22 protein-coding genes are annotated in these 20046 nt (G+C 60.5%); 15 read left to right on the top strand and 7 right to left on the bottom strand.

Going from position 1 to position 20046, the window contains the following annotated elements:
• Positions 1 to 154 precede the first annotated feature (154 nt).
• The gene (locus AC0V6X_RS13345; RefSeq protein WP_486185586.1) at positions 155 to 661 is read left to right on the top strand and encodes a hypothetical protein; all 507 of its coding nucleotides are present in this window, start codon (positions 155 to 157) and stop codon (positions 659 to 661) included.
• Positions 662 to 668: 7 nt separating this feature from the next.
• Here the strand turns inward: AC0V6X_RS13345 and AC0V6X_RS13340 are convergent, their stop codons facing one another.
• From AC0V6X_RS13340 to AC0V6X_RS13325, 4 genes are all read right to left on the bottom strand, one after another.
• Entirely contained in the window at positions 669 to 1685 is a 1017-nt protein-coding gene (locus AC0V6X_RS13340) for a ParA family protein (RefSeq protein WP_486185034.1), read from the bottom strand.
• Between the two features lie 65 nt (positions 1686 to 1750).
• Entirely contained in the window at positions 1751 to 3550 is a 1800-nt protein-coding gene (locus AC0V6X_RS13335) for an AMP-dependent synthetase/ligase (protein ID WP_486185585.1), read from the bottom strand.
• Positions 3551 to 3752: 202 nt separating this feature from the next.
• Positions 3753 to 5510, bottom strand: a complete 1758-nt coding sequence (ggt, locus tag AC0V6X_RS13330) for a gamma-glutamyltransferase (protein ID WP_486185033.1) — start codon at positions 5508 to 5510, stop codon at positions 3753 to 3755.
• Between the two features lie 11 nt (positions 5511 to 5521).
• Complete coding sequence (locus AC0V6X_RS13325) at positions 5522 to 6574, bottom strand: quinone-dependent dihydroorotate dehydrogenase (RefSeq protein ID WP_486185032.1); 1053 nt, start codon at positions 6572 to 6574, stop codon at positions 5522 to 5524.
• A gap of 321 nt (positions 6575 to 6895) precedes the next feature.
• On the opposite strand from AC0V6X_RS13325, the gene AC0V6X_RS13320 reads away from it, so the two are divergent.
• From AC0V6X_RS13320 to AC0V6X_RS13260, 13 genes are all read left to right on the top strand, one after another.
• A complete protein-coding gene (locus AC0V6X_RS13320; RefSeq protein ID WP_486185031.1) occupies positions 6896 to 7822 on the top strand; it encodes a helix-turn-helix domain-containing protein in 927 nt (308 codons plus the stop codon).
• Between the two features lie 180 nt (positions 7823 to 8002).
• Positions 8003 to 8914, top strand: coding sequence for an AraC family transcriptional regulator (locus AC0V6X_RS13315; RefSeq protein ID WP_486185030.1), 912 nt, complete (start codon positions 8003 to 8005; stop codon positions 8912 to 8914).
• A 122-nt stretch (positions 8915 to 9036) separates the two neighbouring features.
• Positions 9037 to 9474: an SUF system Fe-S cluster assembly regulator gene (locus AC0V6X_RS13310; protein WP_486185029.1), complete on the top strand. Its 438-nt coding sequence runs from the start codon at positions 9037 to 9039 to the stop codon at positions 9472 to 9474.
• Complete coding sequence (gene sufB, locus AC0V6X_RS13305) at positions 9471 to 10961, top strand: Fe-S cluster assembly protein SufB (RefSeq protein ID WP_486185028.1); 1491 nt, start codon at positions 9471 to 9473, stop codon at positions 10959 to 10961. Before AC0V6X_RS13310 ends, sufB begins: the two co-directional genes overlap by 4 nt.
• Positions 10961 to 11239 carry a hypothetical protein gene (locus AC0V6X_RS13300; protein ID WP_486185027.1) on the top strand — a complete coding sequence of 93 codons (279 nt, stop codon included), beginning with the start codon at positions 10961 to 10963 and terminating at the stop codon, positions 11237 to 11239. Before sufB ends, AC0V6X_RS13300 begins: the two co-directional genes overlap by 1 nt.
• Positions 11236 to 11793, top strand: coding sequence for an endonuclease domain-containing protein (locus AC0V6X_RS13295; RefSeq protein WP_486185026.1), 558 nt, complete (start codon positions 11236 to 11238; stop codon positions 11791 to 11793). Before AC0V6X_RS13300 ends, AC0V6X_RS13295 begins: the two co-directional genes overlap by 4 nt.
• Before the next feature lie 19 nt (positions 11794 to 11812).
• A complete protein-coding gene (locus tag AC0V6X_RS13290) occupies positions 11813 to 12418 on the top strand; it encodes a hypothetical protein (RefSeq protein ID WP_486185025.1) in 606 nt (201 codons plus the stop codon).
• Positions 12405 to 13172, top strand: a complete 768-nt coding sequence (gene sufC / locus AC0V6X_RS13285; RefSeq protein ID WP_486185024.1) for a Fe-S cluster assembly ATPase SufC — start codon at positions 12405 to 12407, stop codon at positions 13170 to 13172. Before AC0V6X_RS13290 ends, sufC begins: the two co-directional genes overlap by 14 nt.
• Positions 13172 to 13942 (top strand): SufD family Fe-S cluster assembly protein, encoded by a 771-nt coding sequence (locus tag AC0V6X_RS13280; RefSeq protein ID WP_486185023.1) that lies wholly within the window; start codon positions 13172 to 13174, stop codon positions 13940 to 13942. The genes sufC and AC0V6X_RS13280 overlap by 1 nt, the downstream gene beginning before the upstream one ends.
• Positions 13939 to 15165 carry an aminotransferase class V-fold PLP-dependent enzyme gene (locus AC0V6X_RS13275; protein ID WP_486185022.1) on the top strand — a complete coding sequence of 409 codons (1227 nt, stop codon included), beginning with the start codon at positions 13939 to 13941 and terminating at the stop codon, positions 15163 to 15165. Before AC0V6X_RS13280 ends, AC0V6X_RS13275 begins: the two co-directional genes overlap by 4 nt.
• 5 nt (positions 15166 to 15170) lie before the next feature.
• The gene (locus tag AC0V6X_RS13270; RefSeq protein WP_486185021.1) at positions 15171 to 15659 is read left to right on the top strand and encodes an SUF system Fe-S cluster assembly protein; all 489 of its coding nucleotides are present in this window, start codon (positions 15171 to 15173) and stop codon (positions 15657 to 15659) included.
• Between the two features lie 170 nt (positions 15660 to 15829).
• Entirely contained in the window at positions 15830 to 16186 is a 357-nt protein-coding gene (locus AC0V6X_RS13265) for a HesB/IscA family protein (protein WP_486185020.1), read from the top strand.
• On the top strand, positions 16186 to 16656 hold the full coding sequence (locus AC0V6X_RS13260) for a hypothetical protein (protein WP_486185019.1): 471 nt from the start codon (positions 16186 to 16188) through the stop codon (positions 16654 to 16656). Before AC0V6X_RS13265 ends, AC0V6X_RS13260 begins: the two co-directional genes overlap by 1 nt.
• Positions 16657 to 16659: 3 nt before the next feature.
• Here AC0V6X_RS13260 and AC0V6X_RS13255 read toward each other — a convergent pair whose 3' ends face one another.
• From AC0V6X_RS13255 to AC0V6X_RS13245, 3 genes are all read right to left on the bottom strand, one after another.
• Positions 16660 to 17652, bottom strand: coding sequence for a hypothetical protein (locus tag AC0V6X_RS13255; protein ID WP_486185018.1), 993 nt, complete (start codon positions 17650 to 17652; stop codon positions 16660 to 16662).
• Between the two features lie 78 nt (positions 17653 to 17730).
• Positions 17731 to 18153: a hypothetical protein gene (locus tag AC0V6X_RS13250; protein WP_486185017.1), complete on the bottom strand. Its 423-nt coding sequence runs from the start codon at positions 18151 to 18153 to the stop codon at positions 17731 to 17733.
• Entirely contained in the window at positions 18146 to 18856 is a 711-nt protein-coding gene (locus tag AC0V6X_RS13245; protein WP_486185016.1) for an EI24 domain-containing protein, read from the bottom strand. Before AC0V6X_RS13245 ends, AC0V6X_RS13250 begins: the two co-directional genes overlap by 8 nt.
• 135 nt (positions 18857 to 18991) lie before the next feature.
• Here AC0V6X_RS13245 and AC0V6X_RS13240 point away from each other — a divergent pair, with 135 nt between their 5' ends.
• Positions 18992 to 19996, top strand: a complete 1005-nt coding sequence (locus AC0V6X_RS13240; protein WP_486185015.1) for an adenosine kinase — start codon at positions 18992 to 18994, stop codon at positions 19994 to 19996.
• Positions 19997 to 20046 lie beyond the last annotated feature (50 nt).

Here is a 20046-nt window from a genome sequence, read left to right as displayed (position 1 = left end):
CGAGGACGAAGGCGCGGATGCGCCTTCGCAAACCAAAACACTCACCCACGCGCAAAATTTAAGCTCATGGTTACTACGTATTAACCAAGTTCGCGGAGAACCGTCTTCACACCAAAGGAGACTTGAAGCCGTGACCCTTGCCAGCACCTCGACCATGACGATTGGTGAAATGCGTGAATTTGCTGCCTTTGCCGCGTGCGAGCAGCGCTATATCAAGCGCAGCCTCGACATCGGTCTGGCGCGCACCGACGCGTTCAAGCTGTGGGGCCGGACCGAGGCTGAGAATGTCGCGATCCGCCGGCAATATGTCGCCTATCAGGACCTGAAAGTGCTGCGCGACATGGTCCCGCAAGAGGGCACGATGGGCGAGATTGAGCGCTTTATCGGTAAGCTCGTGCGCATGGCCGCCTTCGACCTCTCGCAAGAGCGCCTCTCCAGCTTCTCTGCCTTCCGCTTTCTCTATGAGCGCCTGCTCGGCCCCGAAGCGCGCCCCTATCTGCCCGCCGCCTTCTGCGCGGCTGCCGCCCTTCCGATCATCCGCCCCTCGACCCGCAAAGTGCTGCTGCAATCGCTCTCCGAAGCGGCAGCCACCGCACCGGGTTGGTCTGAGCGCTCGCCCAGCTTCTATCCCGAATATGTCGAGGATGTTGAAGCGGCTTGAATGTTGGCTAAAGTCGAGCGACCATTGCATTGATTGAGGTCAGAACCTGTTGACGGTAGTCTTCTTTCACCTGCACCCTATGACCGCCGATGGATTGCTTGCCAGCCCTCAGCTGTGAAAACGGTAGGCCTTTAGCGAAAGCAACAACCCCAGTGGTCTGGAAGTCGCGTATTTCTGCAGTTCCTTGTGCGACATTCGAAAAAGTGAACAACTGTGGGTGTGTACCGATAAGATCGGTCACATCGCGGTCAATGGCTGTGAGAACTGCTGCGTAAGCTGAAGCGGGCCCCATGTACTGCGTAAGTCGATTTTTCGCGACGAGATGCACTTGTGGCAGAGCCCGACCAGCTGAGGTGAGCTTGCTGCTAAAAGCGTAGGTTGAGTAGATTGGCGACGGAAGGCTTAGGCCATATACAAGCGAGAGGGCATTTTGCACCGCTCGCCGCGAAGAATTGTCTGCCATGACCGGCAATACAATCCGCTCTGAAGCTGCAAGTGCAATCTGTGTGTAGACCGAAAAACTTGGGTTACAATCAATAAAGACCGTATCGTAGTCATCGGTGACTTGAGCAAGAAAATCTTCGAGCCAGTCGATAATTTCGATCCAAGTGTTTGTTCCGGGGATCTGAGTATTAGCTAGCGTATTTATCGCGTTGGATTGCAACTCTAGCAGCGGATCACCGCAAACAAGGTCGACATTCTGCGGGATAGCATCGTTCACTACGCTCGGTCTGCAAATAAAATCTTGCGACCTGAACTGCGGCACATTGAAAGGTGACGGTAGGCGGACTTCAAAATAGCCCCCGAGACTTCTCCGAGGAACCGCGCCATGCATGCTAAGGAGATTTGCACTTCCTTGGCCAGTAAGTCCGCCGAGGAGCAACTCTGACAGGTTTGCCTGCGGACAAGCATCAATTACGAGGATTGATTCGGATTGGTGGGTTTCCGCGTAGCGACAGATCGATTGAAAGCACAGGCTTGTCTTCCCGGTGCCGCCTTTGTTGTTCCAGAATGCGTAACGCATAGAGCCTCCTTGTCTTAAAGAGACACTTTAGAGTCCAAATTGGACATGTCAACGGCCAATTTGACCTACCGCCGATACATCCCGTCGATCCGCTCCTGATAGCGGTCGCGGATTTTGTGGCGGCGGATTTTCATGCTTGGCGTCATTTCCTCGTTCTCGATGGAGAAGGCCTCGTCGGCAAAGGCGAAGCTCTTTACCTTCTCGATCACGGAAAGGTCAGTGTTCGTCCGGTCCACCGCTTTGCGCACCGCTTGCTTGAAGGCGGGGAGGTCTTGGAGGGCAGCCAAATCAAATTTCTCGTCATTGGCGCGCGCCCATTCGAGCGCCCATTCCGCATCCGGCACGATCAGGCCGACGACATAGGGCCGCTTGTCGCCGCTCACCATCGCCTGCGCGATCTCGGGCTGCAGCGTCAGCATCCCCTCGATCTTCTGCGGCGCGACATTGTCGCCCTTGTCGTTGACGATCATGTCCTTCTTGCGGTCGGTGATGACGATGCGGTTCTTCTCGTCCAAGTGGCCGATATCGCCGGTATGGAGCCAGCCATCGATGATGGTGCGAGCGGTCTCGGCTTCGTTGTTCCAATAGCCGTGCATCACCAGCTCACCGCGGCACAGGATCTCGCCATCGTCAGCGATCTTGATTTCGACCCCGCGCATGGGCGGGCCGACCGTGTCCATTTTCAGGCCGACCTTGGGTCGGTTGCAGCTCATCACCGGGCCTGCTTCGGTCTGGCCATAGCCTTGCAGCATGGTGAGGCCCATCGCTTCGAAGAAATTGCCGACCTCTGGGTTCAAGGGCGCGCCGCCTGACACCATCGCCTTGATCCGTCCGCCAAACTTATCGCGGATTTTGGGGCGGAGGGTCTTTTCAACGAGTGCATTCAGCGGCTTGTCGCGCAAACGCACTTTGCCATCGCGCGATTTGTCGGCGATTTTCAGCGCGCTATCCATCATGAAGTTAGCCACGCGGCCCTGCTTTTCGATCTGTTTCATGATCCGCGTGCGGAGCACCTCGAACAGCCGCGGGACGACGACCATGATGGTAGGCCGTGTTTCCTCGATATTGGAGGCGAGCTTTTCGAGGCCTTCGGAGTAGAAAATCTCTGCCCCCACGCTGATCGGCAGATATTGCCCGCCCGTATGCTCGTATGCGTGGGAGAGGGGGAGGAATGAGAGGAAACGCTCATCCTTGATGCCGAAATCGGTGAGCAGGATTTCCGCTGCGCCCGCGACATTGCACAGGATTGACCCGTGATGCTGGCGCACGCCGCGCGGTGCGCCGCCCGTGCCGCTGGTGTAGATCAGGCAGGCGAGGTCGTCGCGCTGGATGTCAGCGATCCGGGCATCGACCGCTGCGCGCGCTGCGGCAGCGTCTCCGCTGATCATCTGGTCCCAGGAGTGATATTCAAAGCTACCCGCCTGTTGCCGGTGAAGGTCTTCGATGCCGATGACAAAGTCTGTACACCCTGTGCGAGAAATCGCGCCGACGACGGGCTTGAGCAGTTTCTCGGTCGAGACAATAACCGCCCGTGCGCCTGAATTGTCGAGGATGTGGGCATGGTCTCGCTCTGTGTTGGTGATGTAGGTCGGGACCGAGACGCAGCCTGCTGCCATGATCGCGATGTCGGCCATGCACCATTCGGGCCGGTTTTCGGAGACGAGCGCCACGCGGTCACCTTCGTTAAGGCCAATGCGGCGCAAGGATTCGGCGAGCAGGCAGATTTTCTCGGCAACCTCACCCCAGGTTTCAGTGACCCATTCGCCATCCTGCTTGCGGCCAAGGAAGGGCTTGTCCGCATTGGCGTCGGCGCGGGTCAGGAACAGCTCGACCAGATTGTTGGCGCGGTCGATGTCTTGCAGGATCGGATCGTCGGTCGGATCGATCTGCGGTGCGCCGTGATTGGTCGCGGGTGGGGCGTGCACGGACAAAAGCTCCTCTTTCCGCCCCTTTGATCGGTCTTCGAGCCGGAACAGGGGCGTCTTATCTGTTCTGCGTTGTCAGCCATAATTAGGCGGTGATTGACGCAGCGGCAAGCGCGGGCCGCTATGCGGGGGATAGTCCGGCTTACGGAATATCCGCCGCCGCCGCGCCATCATCCTCAGCGGGAGCCTCATAGCTCAGCATCGCTGCGACGCGCGGATCGCCGGCGGATTCCCAGCCATTCTCTGTACGGCGCAGCGCATTGGCCTTGCCGCGCGGGGAGACGACGCGAATTTCAGAATGGCCGAGCGCATTGAGCTCATCGACCAGCCCCTCAACAACGCTACCTTGTTCGGTGATGGCCACCGAGCCAAAGGCCATGATGAGCGGCAATCCGAGGGCTTCCTCTGCGGTCATGCCGAAATCGATCACACCGATGATCGAGCGAGCGACTTGCACAGGGATCGTCGGGCCACCAGCGGCTCCGATGACCAGCACCACGTCCCCATTGGCGTCGAACACAATGGTCGGCGCCATGGAGGAGCGTGGACGCTTGCCGCCTTCAACCGCATTGGCGACCATCACGCCGTTCATTTGCGGTGTGGAGCTGAAATCGGTCAGCTCATTGTTGAGGTAGAAGCCGCCAAAATGCAGCCCCGATCCAAACGCACCCTCGATGGTGGAGGTGTAGCTCACCGCATTGCCCTGAGCGTCGACCACAGAGAAATGCGTGGTGCCGTTCTCCATCGGCTCATCCCCGTCAGCGCGGGCGAGCGGTGCTCCCGGAGGCGTGCCTGCGGAGACTTCGGTCAGGGCAGAGGTGGGGTCGATCAACGCCCCTCGGCTCGCCATGTAAGCGGGGTCGACAAGACCCGCGACCGGCACTTCGACGAAGTCACTATCGCCGATGTAGAGCTCGCGGTCGGCATAGGCGATGCGCTGCGATTCTAGGAAAACGTGCCAGAATTCCGCGCTCTCCGGTCCCATGGCGGAAAGGTCAAACCGTTCCAGCTGGCCGAGCATTTGCGCGACGGCCACTCCGCCGGAGGAGGGCGGTCCCATTCCGCAGATGCGGTAGGTGCGGTAGGGTGCGCAGACGCCTTCGCGTTCCTTGGCTTCGTAGCTGCGAATATCGCTCGCGGTCATACGTCCGTCTTGCGGAGTTTCGCCCGCGACAAAGGCGGCGAGTGCATCGGCCTGTGCGTCGTAGAACGCCTCTGGCCCGGCAGTAGCGATGGCCTCCAACGTATCGGCAAGGTCAGGCACGCGGACGGTTGATCCGACCGGTAGCGGTTCTCCATCAGCGCCAAAGAAGATTGCGCGCGCAGCCTCGGTCTTGCCAGCGCGCTCCTTGCGGCTGCCCAGCGAGTTGTTGAGGCGGCGGTTCATCACGAAACCGTCGCGGGCGAGAGCGATGGCAGGGGCGAACAGGTCGGCCCAAGGCAAGCGTCCGTGCTTAGCGTGTGCTTCAGCCGCGAGCGCGATATTGCCGGGTACGCCGACGCTAAGCCCCGACAAGGTCCGCGTGGGGAAGGGCAGGCGTTCGCCATTTTCGTCGAGGAAGCGCGTGCCCGTGGCGCTTGCTGGAGCGGTCTCACGACCGTCAAATGTTGTCAGCCCGTCAGCGCCCGCATGGACGAGGAACCCGCCCCCGCCGATGCCGGAGCTTTGCGGTTCCACCACGGTCAGCGCCAGCATCACTGCAATCGCTGCATCAGTTGCGGAGCCGCCTTGTGCAAGGATCGCTTCGCCCGCCGCCTCGGCGCGCGGGTCAGCGGCGCTAACAGCTCCCGCTTGATAGGATTGGGCCTCGGATGTGGTCTCCAGGCCCCGCTGCGCGTAAGATGCACAGCCAGTGAGAGTGAGGGCGAGCGGAGCGAAAAGTGAAAGCGCTTTGAACATGGCGAGCAGCGCTATTCGCTTCCAACGGCATCGGCAAGGCTGGCGAAGCCCTCGCGCTGCATCAGTCGCTCCAGACCCTTGGCGATCTCAGCGCCCAGACCCGGCCCGTGATAGACCATGGCGGAGTAGAGCTGGACGAGGCTCGCGCCTGCTTTGATGCGCTCCCAAGCATGGTCTGCAGTGGCGATCCCGCCCACGCCAACCAACGGCACCGCGCCACCCGTCGCCTTGCGGAAGTCGCGCAAGCGAGTAAGGGCCAGCTCGTGCAAGGGCGCTCCTGAAAGCCCGCCCGCCTCGTTCGCATGGCGCGAGGTGAGGTCGGGGCGCGAAATCGTGGTGTTGGAGACAATCAGCGCGCCGAGCTTCTTGTCGATGGCGATCCGCGCAATGGCGTCGATATCCGCAGGCTCCAGATCGGGCGCGACTTTGAGGAAGATCGGCGGGACATCCGAACCGGCCACCTCATCCCTCGCGGCAATCACTCCGTCGATCAGCGCAGTCAAAGCGCTTTCATCCTGAAGCGCACGCAGGCCCGGCGTGTTGGGGCTGGAGACATTGACGGCGAGATAGCGCGCCACCGGCGTCATCACCTTCGCCATATGCGCATAATCGGCGATGCGGTCGTCCGCGTCCTTGTTCGCGCCGATATTCACGCCGACAATGCCGGGGCGTCCATGCCGCTTATGCAAGCGTGCAAGAGCCACTTCGGCCCCCTGATTGTTGAACCCCATGCGGTTGATAACCGCCTTGTCCTGGGTCAGGCGAAACAGGCGGGGCTTTGGGTTGCCTGCTTGAGGCAAGGGCGTGATCGAGCCGACCTCGGTAAAGCCAAAGCCCAACCCCAGCAGCGCATCAGGCACTTCAGCATCCTTGTCGAAGCCAGCCGCGACGCCCACTGGGTTGGGAAAGTGCAGCCCTGCGACCTCAATCGCCAGCGGGCCCTGCGACGCAGGCTTGGCAGCCAAGGGCGCAGCGCTGAGCGAACGAATTGCCAAGCGATGACCGGTTTCCGGATCCAGCGCGAAAACGATCGGGCGGATCAGTTTGAAGAGGTTGGCTGTCATGGCTCGCGCCTAAGCCAAACTTTGTTGTCCCTGTCGAGGTTAAAGATGTCGAGCGTCGGGCCAAATTCCCGCTCATTTGTCCATGGGATAGAGTCACTTGTCGTATGCATACAATTCTTGGGGCGACTCTGTCGCTAGAGACTCGCTTGCGACCCGAAGGGCTCGGAGCAGTTTTTGCAAAGAGTTCCTCAACTCAGTAGGGCGGCCCCCAGCGGGTCGCCCTTTTTTTGTTTGTTATCTGACCAGTAGTGAAACCGTAGGCGCTTTTTTGTGTCCATTCGGCGACAAGATGGCTAACAAAATCCAAAACGGATGCGGGGAATGGACCAAATTCAAGATTACTTGGGTCGCGACAGCAGTTCAGATTTGGGCGAAGTCAATCTTGGGCTGACCGAGAGCGCGCTTATTCATGTCGACTACATCGCGCCGCCTGCCGCGATCAGCGACTATGTTACGACGCTTTACCATTTTCGCTGTGACGAAGCGCAGATCCGCGACATTCAGCCTGCCAGCATTGGCCACCTCGCGATCTTTCCCAAGGGCAAGGGAGAGATGCACTTCACCACCGGGCAACGCGACCCCAACCCGCCCGTCGCGGTGATGACCCCGCTTTCCACCGCGCATCCGATTGTCGTGGACGGCCCCTTTCACGTGATCGGAGCGGCGCTAACCCCGCTGGGCTGGGCGGCTCTAACAGGTCTTCACGCCGGCGAGCATAAGGATCGCTTGCATCCGGCGCGCGATATCCTTGGACCAGAGGTGGAGGTGCTCGGAGAGCAGTTGATTGCGGACTATCTGAGCGGCACCAAGTCGGGCCGCGAATGCGCCTTGGCGATTGGCGACTTTATTGGCAGCGTGGCCAAACCGGTCAATCCGCGCCATGTCGACCTGATCCGCACGGTCAATAGCTGGTTGGGCGCATCCTTGAGGCCTGAACTTCCCGAACTGCTTGCCAAAGCCGCTTATTCAGAGCGTCAGGTCCAGCGTTTGGCAGAGCGCTATTTTGGCCTTTCCCCCCAAGCTCTGGCGCGCAAATATCGTGCGTTGCGGGCCGCAGCCTTGCTGTCTTTCCCGCAGCTCACTCCGGAATTTGAAGCGGAACTGGGCAACGCGTTCTTCGATCAGAGCCACATGATCCGCGAGATCAACCGCTTCGTCGGTCGCACCCCCGCACGGCTCAACGATTCCGACAATCCTTACCTGTCGGAAATGATTGCACCGGGGAACTTGCGGGAGCTGGAAGGGTAATTAACTCAGCCAAGGCGCGGTGATGTCGCTGCTGTACAAGGGTTGTATGAGAGGACTGAATTATCAATCGTCGCAGGGGCTGACTCCAAGCAGCTCTGCAGAGCCATACTCCAGGGCACTGGGGACGGCACAGCTGGAGGGTCGCACGCCACCTGCTGTGCCGTCCCGAACCTGGCTCATATGACGAAAGCTTCAGACCTTAGGCTGGCGCATGATGCCAGCAATGAGAATTTCGAACTCAAATATTTCGATCCGCCGGAAGGGTTGGAGAAGCACATTCTCAACCTGTTTGAGCTGCGCCTGCACGATGGGCCCGTTTCGGACCGCCATCCCGGCGCCTTGCCTCACTTATTTCTGACCATTCGTGGCAGCGCATCGGGTCAGTTCGGCGATCGGATTGACACCGTTGATAGCCAGCCCGCTTTGTTCAATGCCTTCGAGGTTGCCGTGCCATACACCTATGATGGCCCTTTCTGGTGTCTGGGAGCCTCGCTTTCTCCCCATGGCTCGGCGGCGCTGACAGGGGCATCGGTCAAGGAATATGGCAATCGCTACATGCATGCGAGCGATTTGCTGGGTGAGGATATCCAGCGCCTTTCCGACGATCTCGTTCCGCGCCGCCTGTCCGGCGAAACGTCCACCGAAGACGCCTGCCTTGAAGTGGCCGAATGGATCAGGCCTCGGCTTAAGGCCATTCCTTCATCGCACGAACGTGTGATCGAAAAAGTGCTCGCGTGGCTTGGCTCATCGCTCAACCCCCCGATTGAGCATTTGGTCGACGATGAGCAATATTCGCGCCGTCAGATGGAGCGGCTGGTGCAGCGATACTTCGGTTTTTCACCGATGGGTCTGGCGCGCAAGTTCCGCGCGGTTCGCGCGGCCAATCTGCTCGCCCAGCCGAATTTGACGGATGAAGCGGAGGCCGAGATTGCGGATGCGTTCTTCGACCAGCCGCATATGATCCGCGAAATCCGCCGCTTCTGCGGCTTCACTCCGTCGCGCCTGGGCGGTCAAGGTGGCTCCATGTTCGAACGACTGACCCATTTGCAGAGCCTTGAGCGCATGCCGCCCTACCGCAAGATCGGTGAGTGATACCTAGGCCGCAGCACGCAGGCGCATTTGGCTTGAAACCGGACAGTTTCGCGCGTATTTAAATCAGACGAATCCAATCCGATTTAAGAACCATTCGCAACAAGCGGAATTTCCGAGCCTTTATGCGCCTGTCCAACCTTGCTGATTACGCCGTCATTACGATGAGCCAGGCGGCCACCCATTGCGGGGATGGCCGGGTCAGCGCGGCTGAGCTGGCGATCGAGACTGGCCTTCCCGTGCCCACGGTGCAGCGGCTGGTCTCAAAGCTGACGCGCGCAGGCCTGCTGCGTTCTGTCCGCGGTGTGGGCGGCGGATTGCAGCTTGGCCGTCCCGCTGCCGCCATCACGGTCGCCGACATTGTCGAAGCGGTCGAAGGCCCCATCGCGGTTACGGCTTGCGTCGATGATCGCAATTGCGAGCACGAGGCGCATTGCTCGATGAAACCGCACTGGCCGATCATCAACGCGAAATTGCGCGGAGCCTTGGCGGAAGTGACATTGGAGCACCTCCGCCATCCGCCCGCTGAAACGACTCAACCCCTGACAGAGAGTGCGGCATGACCGACCAACTCGACACCCGACCGGAAATGGACGCTGACGCCAAGGAAGCCGCCGCCAATGCTGCGGAGTACGAACACGGCTGGTCGTCTGACATCGAAACCGAATTCGCGGAGAAGGGCCTTACCGAAGACACCGTCCGCTTCATCTCGGGCAAGAAGGGTGAGCCGGAATGGATGCTCGACTGGCGGCTGAAGGCCTTTCGCCTGTGGCAGACGTTGGAAGAGCCCGATTGGGCCAAGGTCGGCTATCCCAAGATCGACTATCAGGACGCCTATTACTACGCCGCGCCAACCAAGAAGGTTGAGCTCGATTCGCTCGACGATCTCGATCCGGAGATCAAGCGCGTCTACGACAAGCTCGGCATTCCGCTGGGCGAGCAAGAGGTGCTTGCCGGGGTCAAAGGCGCGAAGAAAGTCGCGGTGGACGCCGTGTTTGACTCAGTCAGCGTTGCGACGACCTTCCGTGAAGAGCTGAAGAAGGCGGGCGTGATCTTCCTTTCGATCAGTGAGGCTTTGAAAGAGCATCCTGAGCTGGTGAAGAAATGGCTCGGCCGGGTCGTGCCCACGCGCGACAATTACTTTGCCTGCCTTAATGCGGCGGTCTTCTCTGATGGCACCTTTGTCTATGTGCCCGAAGGCGTGCGCTGCCCGATGGAGCTCTCCACCTATTTCCGCATCAATGCGGAGAATACCGGCCAGTTCGAACGCACTTTGATCATCGCGGAGAAGGGCGCTTATGTTTCCTATCTCGAGGGCTGCACCGCTCCGATGCGCGACGAAAACCAGCTCCACGCTGCCGTGGTTGAGCTGGTCGCGATGGAAGATGCGGAGATCAAATACTCCACCGTCCAGAACTGGTATCCCGGCGATGCCGAGGGCAAGGGCGGGATCTACAACTTCGTGACCAAGCGCGGCCTTTGCCAAGGCGATCGCTCAAAGATCAGCTGGACACAGGTTGAAACCGGCTCTGCGGTGACGTGGAAATATCCGTCCTGCGTGCTCAATGGCGAAGACAGCGTGGGCGAGTTCTACTCGGTCGCGGTCACCAACAATTACCAGCAGGCCGATACCGGCACCAAGATGATCCACAATGGCAAGGGCTCGCGCTCGACCATCATCTCCAAGGGGATCAGCGCTGGCCATTCGAACAACACCTATCGCGGCCTCGTCCGCGTTGGCCCAAAGGCGGAAGGCGTGCGCAACTTCACGCAGTGCGACAGCTTGTTGCTCGGCGATGAATGCGGCGCGCACACCGTGCCCTATATCGAGGTCAAGAACCCCGGCGCTCAGATCGAGCACGAGGCGACCACGTCCAAAATCTCCGACGAGCAGCTCTTCTACGCCATGCAACGCGGCCTCGACGAAGAGGAAGCCGTGGCGCTGATCGTCAACGGCTTCGCCAAGGATGTGCTGAAAGAGCTGCCGATGGAGTTTGCCGTCGAAGCGCAGAAGCTGCTGGCGATTTCGCTTGAGGGGAGCGTGGGGTGATGAGCCATCTGAATCTCAACATCCCCAATTCAATCTATGTGCAGTTCGCCGATTTTGATGGAAGCGATAACAACCTATCGAGGGTGCCTCTTCGGTTTCTTCCAAGAGTCGGCGATGCCCTAAATGTCCGACATGAAGGCATGACATACTTCCTCGAAGTCGAGGGCTTTACTCATTTCGTTGACTGCGATCTGAAAGACGGTGAGCCTCACTCCGTTACGGTCGATTGCAAGCTTCTGCGAAGCCGCGCCCAAGAAGGCGAATTGAAATTCAAATGACTGACCGCAAAACCCTAGGCCTCAAACCCGCCTCAGACGAAGCACCCGCCCTCAACAAGAAGGGCCGTGGCTGGAAGATTTCTGATAAGCGCCTCGACGAGCTGCACGATCGTGCGCGCGAAATGCGGCGCTTTGCTTCTCCTGCGAACAAGGCGCTGGCCAAGCGTTTTGCCGAGGCTGATCTGGGCAAATACACATTCAAGCGCTTTGCCGTCGTCGGCTCTGCCATTGTCGACTTCAACTGCCACAATCTCGGCATGGCGATCATGATCGATGAAGAAGGCCAGGACGACACAATCGCCAAACGCCGCGACAAGAGCCTCGAAAGCGTCGGCATCCGCGTGATGCGGATCAAGGCGACCGATATTCTCGACGACATCGATCCCGTCCTCAAGCGGATCACCGCTGGCATGCGGATGCGGATCGCGGACAAGCGCGAAAGCCGGCGCGAACATTACGAACAACAAAGAGGCGGCGCTGGAGACAGCGACACTGGAAACAGTGACACTGAAAGCACCGAAAACCGCCCAGATCCTTCCACCCAGCAGGCATGAACCAGGGAATCAACAACACATGACCAGCGTAATCTTGATGCTTTCTCCGATCCTTGCTCTCCAAGCTGCTGGCGCTGCGCCGATGGCGGTTGAGAACGACGCGCCAGAGACCTGGACGCTCGAATATCCGCGTCTGATCCAGCCCTATGTCGACGATTATCGCCGCTGCCTCACCGGGCAAAAGCGCGACATTAGCGGTGTGCCTGACTTCGAGATTCAGCACCGCAGCGACATCGTTGCGTGCGAGGATGTTTCGACCCAGTCGCAAGAGGCTGCCAATCAACTGCTCGCCGGGAAGACGCAATATAGCGACTACCAACCCAATGATGTGCGCGAAGTGTTTGAACATATCGGCCGCATCCACATCGCGCGCGGCGCCGATCTCGACAACCAGTTCTCCTTCACGATCCGCGCCATGCAGGCCAATCAGTCGCAGTTCTCTGAAGATCGTGAGCGGCAGGGCCTCGTGCTTGAACTGCGCGATGCCTCGGTCGTGAAAGCCCGCACCGATTCGACCGCCGCGGCTGCCGAAGACGACTATCAAGACCTGCTGGATGAGCAGGCGCGCCGACAGGCCGCAGCCGAACTGGCCAGCCAACAGGAGTCTTCCAGTGTTAACGATTAAGGACCTCCATGCAGAGGTCGAAGCGAAGGACGGCAATAAGCCAATCCTCAAAGGCCTGAGCCTCAGCGTCGCACCGGGCGAAGTCCATGCGATCATGGGCCCCAATGGCGCGGGCAAGTCGACGCTTGCTCACGTGCTGGGCGGCAAGCCAGGCTACGAAGTAACCGGCGGCTCGGTTGAGTTCGCAGGGGAAGATTTGCTTGAGCTTGATCCGCATGAGCGGGCGGCCTCTGGCCTGTTCCTCGGCTTTCAGTACCCGGTTGAAATCCCCGGCGTCTCCAACGTGCAGTTCCTGCGAGAAGCGCTCAATGCTCAGCGCAAATATCGCGGGGAAGAGCCGCTGACGGGCGGTGAGTTCCTGAAGCTCGCCAAAGAGAAGGCGGCGCTGCTCAAAATGGACATGGAAATGCTCAAGCGGCAGGTCAATGTCGGCTTCTCCGGCGGTGAGAAGAAGCGTGCTGAGATGGTCCAGATGGGCATTCTAGGCCCCAAATTCGCGGTGCTGGATGAGACGGATTCCGGCCTCGACATCGACGCTTTGCGGATCGTGGGCGAAGGCATCAATGCAATCATGCGCAGCTCGGATAAGGGCGTGTTGCTGATCACCCACTATCAGCGTTTGCTCGACGTCGTGAAGCCGGACCGTGTGAGTGTGCTCGCTGATGGTCGGATCGTGACGACTGGCGGTCCCGAACTTGCTCTGCGGTTGGAGCAAGAGGGCTATGACGCGCTGATGGAAGAGGTGATGGCCTGATGGCTCTCGCAGAAACCCTCCCCACACGCCGTGACGAGGCATGGCGCTATGCCGATATGGACGCGGTTGAGCGTTTGGGTCTTGCAGGCATTGCCGAGTGGCAGGACCTCGTGCTGGCCGCTGGCGCGACGGAGCGGCAATGCTTCGTCATCGGCGGTGATGCACCCGAGGTAAAGCGTCTGCGAATTGCAGTTGGCGACGGCGCGCGGGCGGAGATTTTTGCGACCAATCTGGGCGGCGATTTCACACGGCTCGAGATCGAAGTGACGCTTGGCAAAGGCGCTCACTTTGAATTTGGCGGCGTGACGATCGGCGGCGGCGACGCGGTGCGCGAATTCGTTACCACCACCATCCACGCAGAGCCGGATGCGACCTCTAACCAGACCGTGCGCAGCGTCCATTGGGGCACGGGCACGGGCAATTTCCTCGGCGAGATCAATGTCGCGCGCCACGCGCAGAAGACCGACGCGGCGCAGGATTTCAAAGGATTGCTGCTGGAGGCGGGAGCGGGCGCCAACGCAGTCCCGCAGCTTGAGATCTTCGCCGACGACGTGAAATGCGCGCACGGTGCGACGGTCGGCCAGCTGGATGAAGGCGCGCGCTACTACATGGCTGCGCGCGGCCTCTCTCCGGAAATGGCGCAGCGTCTATTGGTGCAAGCGTTCCTTGGCGATGCCTTTGTTGAGCTGGATGACGAAGCGGAGCATGAGCGACTCCTCAATGCCGCGCTGGAGCGGCTTGCAGACGCACCAATTGGAGCCTCAGTGTGAACGCTCCCGTCACTCTAGACCGCGATTTGCGCGCTGATTTTCCGGGCCTGAACACTCCGGATGGTAAGCCCTGGCATTATCTCGACACGGCGGCGACGGCGCAGAAGCCGCAGGCTGTGATCGATGCAATGGCGCGCGCCATGGGCCAGGATTACGCGACGGTGCACCGCGGGGTTTACTCACGCTCGGCCGATATGACGCTCGCCTATGAAGCGGCGCGGCGGCGGATTGCTTCTCTGATCGGCGGCACGGAGGACGAAATTGTCTTCACCCGAGGTGCAACCGAGGCGATCAACCTCGTGGCGAATAGCTGGGGCCGGGCGAACCTGAAAGCGGGCGACCGCATCCTGCTTTCGCAGCTTGAACACCACTCCAACATTGTGCCCTGGCAGATGCTGGCGGAGGCGGTGGGTGCTGAGATAGATGTCCTGCCACTGACCGACGATCACCAGATCGACCTCGACGCAGCCGAAGCAATGATCACGCCCGACCACAAGCTGGTGGCTTTCGGGCATGTATCCAACGTGCTCGGCAGTGTGCTGGATGCCAAGCGCGCGGCAGACATGGCGCATTCGGTTGGGGCGAAGCTGCTGCTCGATGGCTGTCAGGCGGTGCCGCATATGCCCGTCGACGTGAAGGCTCTGGAATGCGACTTCTACGTCTTCTCCGCGCACAAACTCTACGGCCCGACCGGGATTGGAGCGCTTTGGGCACGCGCCGACATCCTCGCGGAAATGCCAGCCTGGGAAGGCGGCGGTGCGATGATCGACCGCGTGACCTTTGCCAAGACCACCTACAATTCCGGCCCGCAACGCTTCGAAGCGGGCACGCCTGCAATCACAGAGGCGATCGCCTTCGCCGCCGCCGCTGACTACGTTGCAGAGGTCGGCCTTGAGGCAATGCACACCCGCGAGGCCGCTCTCGTCACCCGCCTGCGCCGTGAGCTTAAGGCGATGAACGATGTCACGGTCTATGGGCCGGAGGACAGCGCTGGGATCGTCAGCTTTGCGATTGACGACATCCACCCGCATGACCTTGGCACGATTCTGGATGAGGCGAATGTCGCGATCCGCGCGGGCCACCATTGCGCGCAGCCGTTGATGGACTACCTCGGCGTACCGGCCACCGCGCGCGCGAGTTTCGGGCTCTATTCGACCGAGGAAGATGTCGATGCGTTGCTGGAAGGGATTGCCCGCACGCGCAGGATTTTTGGAAAAGGATGATGGCTATGGACGAGCCTCAGAACATGGACGACATGACCGCCGATAAGCCACCACGTGCACGGGTTGAGGATGCGATTGATCCGGACGCTGCGCCTGCTGCTGAGCCCCAAAGTGCTCCCAAGCGCGAGCGCGATTACCTCGAAGGGTTCCTGCATCAAGCTCCCGCAGCCGACAGCCCCGGCGGCCCCGGGAGCGACCTTCAGGCCGCCGTTATCGACGCGCTGAAGGAAATCTATGATCCGGAGATCCCCGTGAATATTTACGATCTCGGCCTCATCTATGGTGTCGAGGTCGATGACGAAGCGGATGCGACCGTCACCATGACACTGACTACGCCGCATTGCCCCGTCGCGGAGACCATGCCCGGAGAGGTCGAATTGCGCGCCGCCTCGGTGCCCGGCATCCGCGATGCCGAAGTCAATCTCGTCTGGGATCCGCCGTGGAGCCCGGAGAAGATGAGCGATGAGGCTCGGCTCGAACTGGGAATGCTCTGAGCGATGTCGATTTCGGCCCTCTCACTTGCTGCGAACGGCCCCGCGCTGCGCTTCCGGTGCTCACGGACCTTAAGTCCGCTGCGCGCCGGTTCTCGCGCGGAACCGTTCTCGCGGCGTGATAGGACCAAACTCGCCACCGCTCACATTTCTTTGGCAAAAGGGAGCGCCAAATGACTGACACAAAGACACGCGAACGTCCCGCGGCGGTGATCCTGACCAAGGGTGCTGAAGCGCGCATTGCTGAGTTGATGAGCAAGGCGCCAGAGGACGCAATCGGCGTCAAACTCTCGACCCCGCGTCGCGGGTGCTCGGGCCTCGCCTATTCGGTCGACTACGTTACCGAGGAAGCCAAGTTCGACGAAAAGATCGAAACACCGGGCGGGATCTTCTACATTGATGGCGCGTCCGTGCTCTACCTCGTCGGGTCGACGATGGACTGGCAAGAAGACGACTTCACCGCCGGTTTTGTGTTCGAAAACCCCAACGCCAAAGGAGCGTGTGGCTGCGGTGAGAGCTTCATGGTCTGATGGTACGCGAGCTGGTTTTTTCGAGCCAGCTTACGTCCAGTCCTGAGGACGTACGTGCCGCCATCATGCGGCCTGCCCTGTTCGTTCATGTCGCGGCCCCTCTCGTGCAGTTTTCGCCCATCGGGATGGAGCGTTTTCCCGACATCTGGGAGGAGCGCGAATATCGCGGGCGGATGGCGCTGTTCGGCCTCATTCCCATCGGATGGCAGGCGATTGTCGTCAGCTTCTCCGCCCCCGATGAGGATGGGCCGGTGCTGCGCGATCAGGGCTATGGGCCGCTGCTCAAGCAATGGGACCACCGGATCGAAGCAGAGCCTATGGGCGAAGGCACGCTCTACACCGACCGCCTGCGCTTTGATGCAGGGGTTTTGACGCCGATAGTGGCGTTGTTAGTTGGACAGTTCTTCAAACACCGCCAAAGGCGCTTGCGAGCGTTAGACGCGAAGGGTTTTGCAGGCCTCCGGGACTAATTTTCACTCAGCTTCTTCAATGATCCGTTGGAGCAGGCGGCGCTCCAGATCATCGGTTTGGCCGTCAGCAGTGATCATGCGGTTCATCAGCCAGTCCTGCTCGAACTCGGTGAATTCCGAGCCCTTTTCGGACTCTTCCACGAGCCGCTTGCCGCCAAACTCCGAAACCGCTCCGCCACGCTTTTTGCCGGTGACGAGGGTTGAAGCTGTGCCCGCGATCATGTCGAGGCCTGAATCTTTGTCGGGGCGCTGCTTGAACATCGACTTGAAGAAGCCGACCTTATCGGTGCTCGTGTCTTGGACGAAGGCTTCAAGCTCGCGCCGGCGTTGGTGATCGATCTGCGCGTTCTTGAACGCAAAGCCGCGAATGTGGTTGCTGACACCGTCGAGGAACAGGTCCTCCCACTCCGGCGCATTGTCTTCGGCGAGTGTTGCGTCCTTGATGCGGAAGAGCATCTCTGCCTCAAACCGGTTGACCGCAGCCGGGCCATAGCCACCGCTTGCAAAGACAACGCGGCGCAGGATTTTCACCTCAGCGTCCGTAATGTGCTTCGACGACAGCTCGCCGCCACAGCGCGTCGGGCCTGTGCCTTCGAGCACTTCCTTTTCGATCTGAGCGATGACGTAGTTCTTGAGCTTATCAGGCACGTTCTCGGCACGCTCGATTATGCGCACGAGCGTCTCCAGCTCCACATGGCTTTCGCACACGCCATCATGGTCTATCTGCGCGATCAGCCAGTCGGCCTCTGCCTCACAACATTGACGCTTTGGCTCGGTGCCGTTGAGGACATATTCGCCGACAGCCTCGACGAAAAAGTCGCACCATTGGTCATCACGCTCAGTGATCACATTGTTGATCGCGAACAAAGCCTCGGCCTCTTCGCGGGTGATGATCCCATCGCCCCAGCCCTCGCGGCGCAGCGCGAGCACTTCGTCAGCGGTGACAATGCCATCAGCGGCGACGCGCTGAGCGAGATCGGAGAATTGCGTGGTCATGGTTGTGGCCCCTTAACTTTCAGCTGAGCCATCGCATGAATGTACTTAAGACCGAGTTACCAACGCGAACATGGGCAGTTAGCGTGACAGATCCGCGATGCACTGCGCACGGTCATAGTCGCCTCCGCCTTGCCGCGCCCGCGCCTCAACATGGGTCGCTATCGGCGTGCCGCCCGCCTGTAAGGGGTAGAGATAGACGTCGAGCACGCAATTTTGCCCAGCGAACTGCAATTTGCGCGCATCGCCTTCGACCCGTTCGAGCCTCGACCTGCCAAAGCGGCCTGTCAGAGCGTGCGCATTCTCCCCGATTACGCTGTCGAGTCCATTGCCCTGCTGCAGACGCGGCGCGACGAAGACCTCGTTGATCGGAGCTTGGCCAGTCACCACCGGCTGCGGCTGCGGAGCCGTCGTTCCGGTGCGGACAAAGCGATCGCTCGCGCCTCCACCGGCACATCCGGCCAGAGCGGCACCAGCCGTCAGGATCATCGCAAGCCTATGCACCCATGCTCTCCGTCTTCAATTTCCGCCCTTCCATTGCCCGGTGCGCCAGATGCGTGCCCGCTGCGGCTCCAATGATGGGCCCGATCAGACCCAGGACCGGCACCAGCATGATAGCAGCCACCGCTGCCCCCAGCATTAAGCGCTCGGCTTGCGGCACGGGGGTCGGCTCTCCAGCCCCCTCACGATAGCGCAACCACGCCATGTCGGTGAGCTCGCGTCCCAGAAGCCAGGCATTGACCCCGAAGAACACCGCGGCCGGTCCGATCCCTGTCACCAGCAGCAGGCCCGCGACCGGCAGTGCCAGGAGGTTGAGGCCGAGCGTGCGCCCGATCCCGCACAGTGAATTGCTGAGGTCCTCGCGAATGGGCAGGGCTCGCGCTTTGCTGAGCGCTTGGGGGTAGTGCGCCGCTTCCACCGCAAGCACCACTCGGTCGGCGTAAAACTGCAACACCGCGACCGCGACCACTCGGAATAGCAGCCATCCGGCGAGAACCGCGACTAGCACGGCGACCAGAAAGCCAATCGACGATCCGGGATCGAGCCAACCAAAGGACGCCATTGCCAAAGCTGCGCCATAGACGCTCGCGCCGAGCGCGATGAAGACCAGCACCGTGACCGCAATCGAGCGGATCATGACCCGCACAATTGCCGGATCGCTCAGCTGGCCAAAGGCGCGGGCCAGAGCTTGGAGGACAGCGCTCATCCGGTCCGAATGCGGCGCGCCCTGCCCCAAGTCAAACGCGATGCCGCCAGTTCCAACACTTTTCCCGCTTGGCGAGGGCCACGCGCCGGGCTAGGCGCTGGCAACTTATTCCCAAACGCAAGAAGGATCGCCCCCTTGGCCAACAGTGCTTCAGAAACCCGTTACGACGTCATCGCCATCGGCAACGCCGTGGTGGACGTGATTGCCAGCTGCTCTGACGAACTGATCGAGGAGCTCGACCTCAATCGCGGGGGGATGACCTTGATCGACGAAGCGCGCGCCAAGGAGCTGTACGATGCCATGCCGCCCGCGCGGGAGCTTTCGGGCGGTTCGGCGGCCAACACGCTGGCGGGGCTGAGCACGCTCGGCCTCCAATGCGCCTTTATCGGCCAGGTGGCGGCGGACCAGCTGGGCGATGTCTTTCGCCACGACATGCGCGCCACCGGGATCGATTTCGACACGCCGGCGCGTGATGGAGAGCCTGCGACGGGCCGCGTGATGATCTTTGTCACTCCCGATGGGGAGCGGACGATGAACACCTTCCTTGGCGCAGGCCAGTTTCTGCCCAAAGAGGCTCTGGATGAGGATCTCATCGCCAGCGGAGCGATCCTCTACCTCGAAGGCTATTTGTGGGATCCGGAAGAGCCGCGCCGTGCCATGCGCCGAGCCATCGAAGTCGCGCGCGGGGCGGGTCGCAAGGTCGCCTTCACTGCCTCGGAGAGCTTCGTCATCGAACGGCACGGCGACGACTTCCACGCAATGATCGACGATGGGCTGATCGACATCCTGTTCGTCAATGAAAGCGAGCTGGCAACGCTGACCGGGGAAGAGGATTTCGACACAGGCTTCGATGCCATCTCTCCAAAAGTGCCGGTCCTCGTCGCAACACGCGGGCCTAAGGGCGCGGTGGCCGATGCCCATGGAGAGCGGGCCGTGGTGGCCGCCGCTCCCGTTGCCAAAGTCATCGACACGACCGGCGCAGGCGACCAATTCGCAGCGGGTTTCCTTGCAGGCTTCGCCAAAGGCGAGAAGCTGGAAGTGTGCCTCAAACGCGGCGCCATCGCAGCGGCGGAAGTAATCGCGCATTACGGGCCGCGGCCCGAGGCGGACATGCAGGCGCTGATGGAGCAGAGTCTGTAGGAGTGTTGCAACTTGCGCAAAATGCAAGTTGATGAAGTGCATCCGCACAG

This window comes from Erythrobacter sp. S267 (assembly GCF_057365045.1).
Note: the sequence above shows the minus strand (reverse complement) of the source record. Positions and strands in the feature narration are given on the sequence as shown.

Coding starts and splice junctions, on each gene's coding strand:
- AC0V6X_RS13345 (WP_486185586.1), top strand. CDS start 155: ATGACGATTGGTGAAATGCGTGAATTTGCTGCCTTTGCCGCGTGCGAG.
- AC0V6X_RS13340 (WP_486185034.1), bottom strand. CDS start 1,685: ATGCGTTACGCATTCTGGAACAACAAAGGCGGCACCGGGAAGACAAGC.
- ggt (WP_486185033.1), bottom strand. CDS start 5,510: ATGTTCAAAGCGCTTTCACTTTTCGCTCCGCTCGCCCTCACTCTCACT.
- AC0V6X_RS13325 (WP_486185032.1), bottom strand. CDS start 6,574: ATGACAGCCAACCTCTTCAAACTGATCCGCCCGATCGTTTTCGCGCTG.
- AC0V6X_RS13320 (WP_486185031.1), top strand. CDS start 6,896: ATGGACCAAATTCAAGATTACTTGGGTCGCGACAGCAGTTCAGATTTG.
- AC0V6X_RS13315 (WP_486185030.1), top strand. CDS start 8,003: ATGACGAAAGCTTCAGACCTTAGGCTGGCGCATGATGCCAGCAATGAG.
- AC0V6X_RS13310 (WP_486185029.1), top strand. CDS start 9,037: ATGCGCCTGTCCAACCTTGCTGATTACGCCGTCATTACGATGAGCCAG.
- sufB (WP_486185028.1), top strand. CDS start 9,471: ATGACCGACCAACTCGACACCCGACCGGAAATGGACGCTGACGCCAAG.
- AC0V6X_RS13300 (WP_486185027.1), top strand. CDS start 10,961: ATGAGCCATCTGAATCTCAACATCCCCAATTCAATCTATGTGCAGTTC.
- AC0V6X_RS13295 (WP_486185026.1), top strand. CDS start 11,236: ATGACTGACCGCAAAACCCTAGGCCTCAAACCCGCCTCAGACGAAGCA.
- AC0V6X_RS13290 (WP_486185025.1), top strand. CDS start 11,813: ATGACCAGCGTAATCTTGATGCTTTCTCCGATCCTTGCTCTCCAAGCT.
- AC0V6X_RS13280 (WP_486185023.1), top strand. CDS start 13,172: ATGGCTCTCGCAGAAACCCTCCCCACACGCCGTGACGAGGCATGGCGC.
- AC0V6X_RS13270 (WP_486185021.1), top strand. CDS start 15,171: ATGGACGAGCCTCAGAACATGGACGACATGACCGCCGATAAGCCACCA.
- AC0V6X_RS13265 (WP_486185020.1), top strand. CDS start 15,830: ATGACTGACACAAAGACACGCGAACGTCCCGCGGCGGTGATCCTGACC.
- AC0V6X_RS13260 (WP_486185019.1), top strand. CDS start 16,186: ATGGTACGCGAGCTGGTTTTTTCGAGCCAGCTTACGTCCAGTCCTGAG.
- AC0V6X_RS13255 (WP_486185018.1), bottom strand. CDS start 17,652: ATGACCACGCAATTCTCCGATCTCGCTCAGCGCGTCGCCGCTGATGGC.
- AC0V6X_RS13245 (WP_486185016.1), bottom strand. CDS start 18,856: ATGAGCGCTGTCCTCCAAGCTCTGGCCCGCGCCTTTGGCCAGCTGAGC.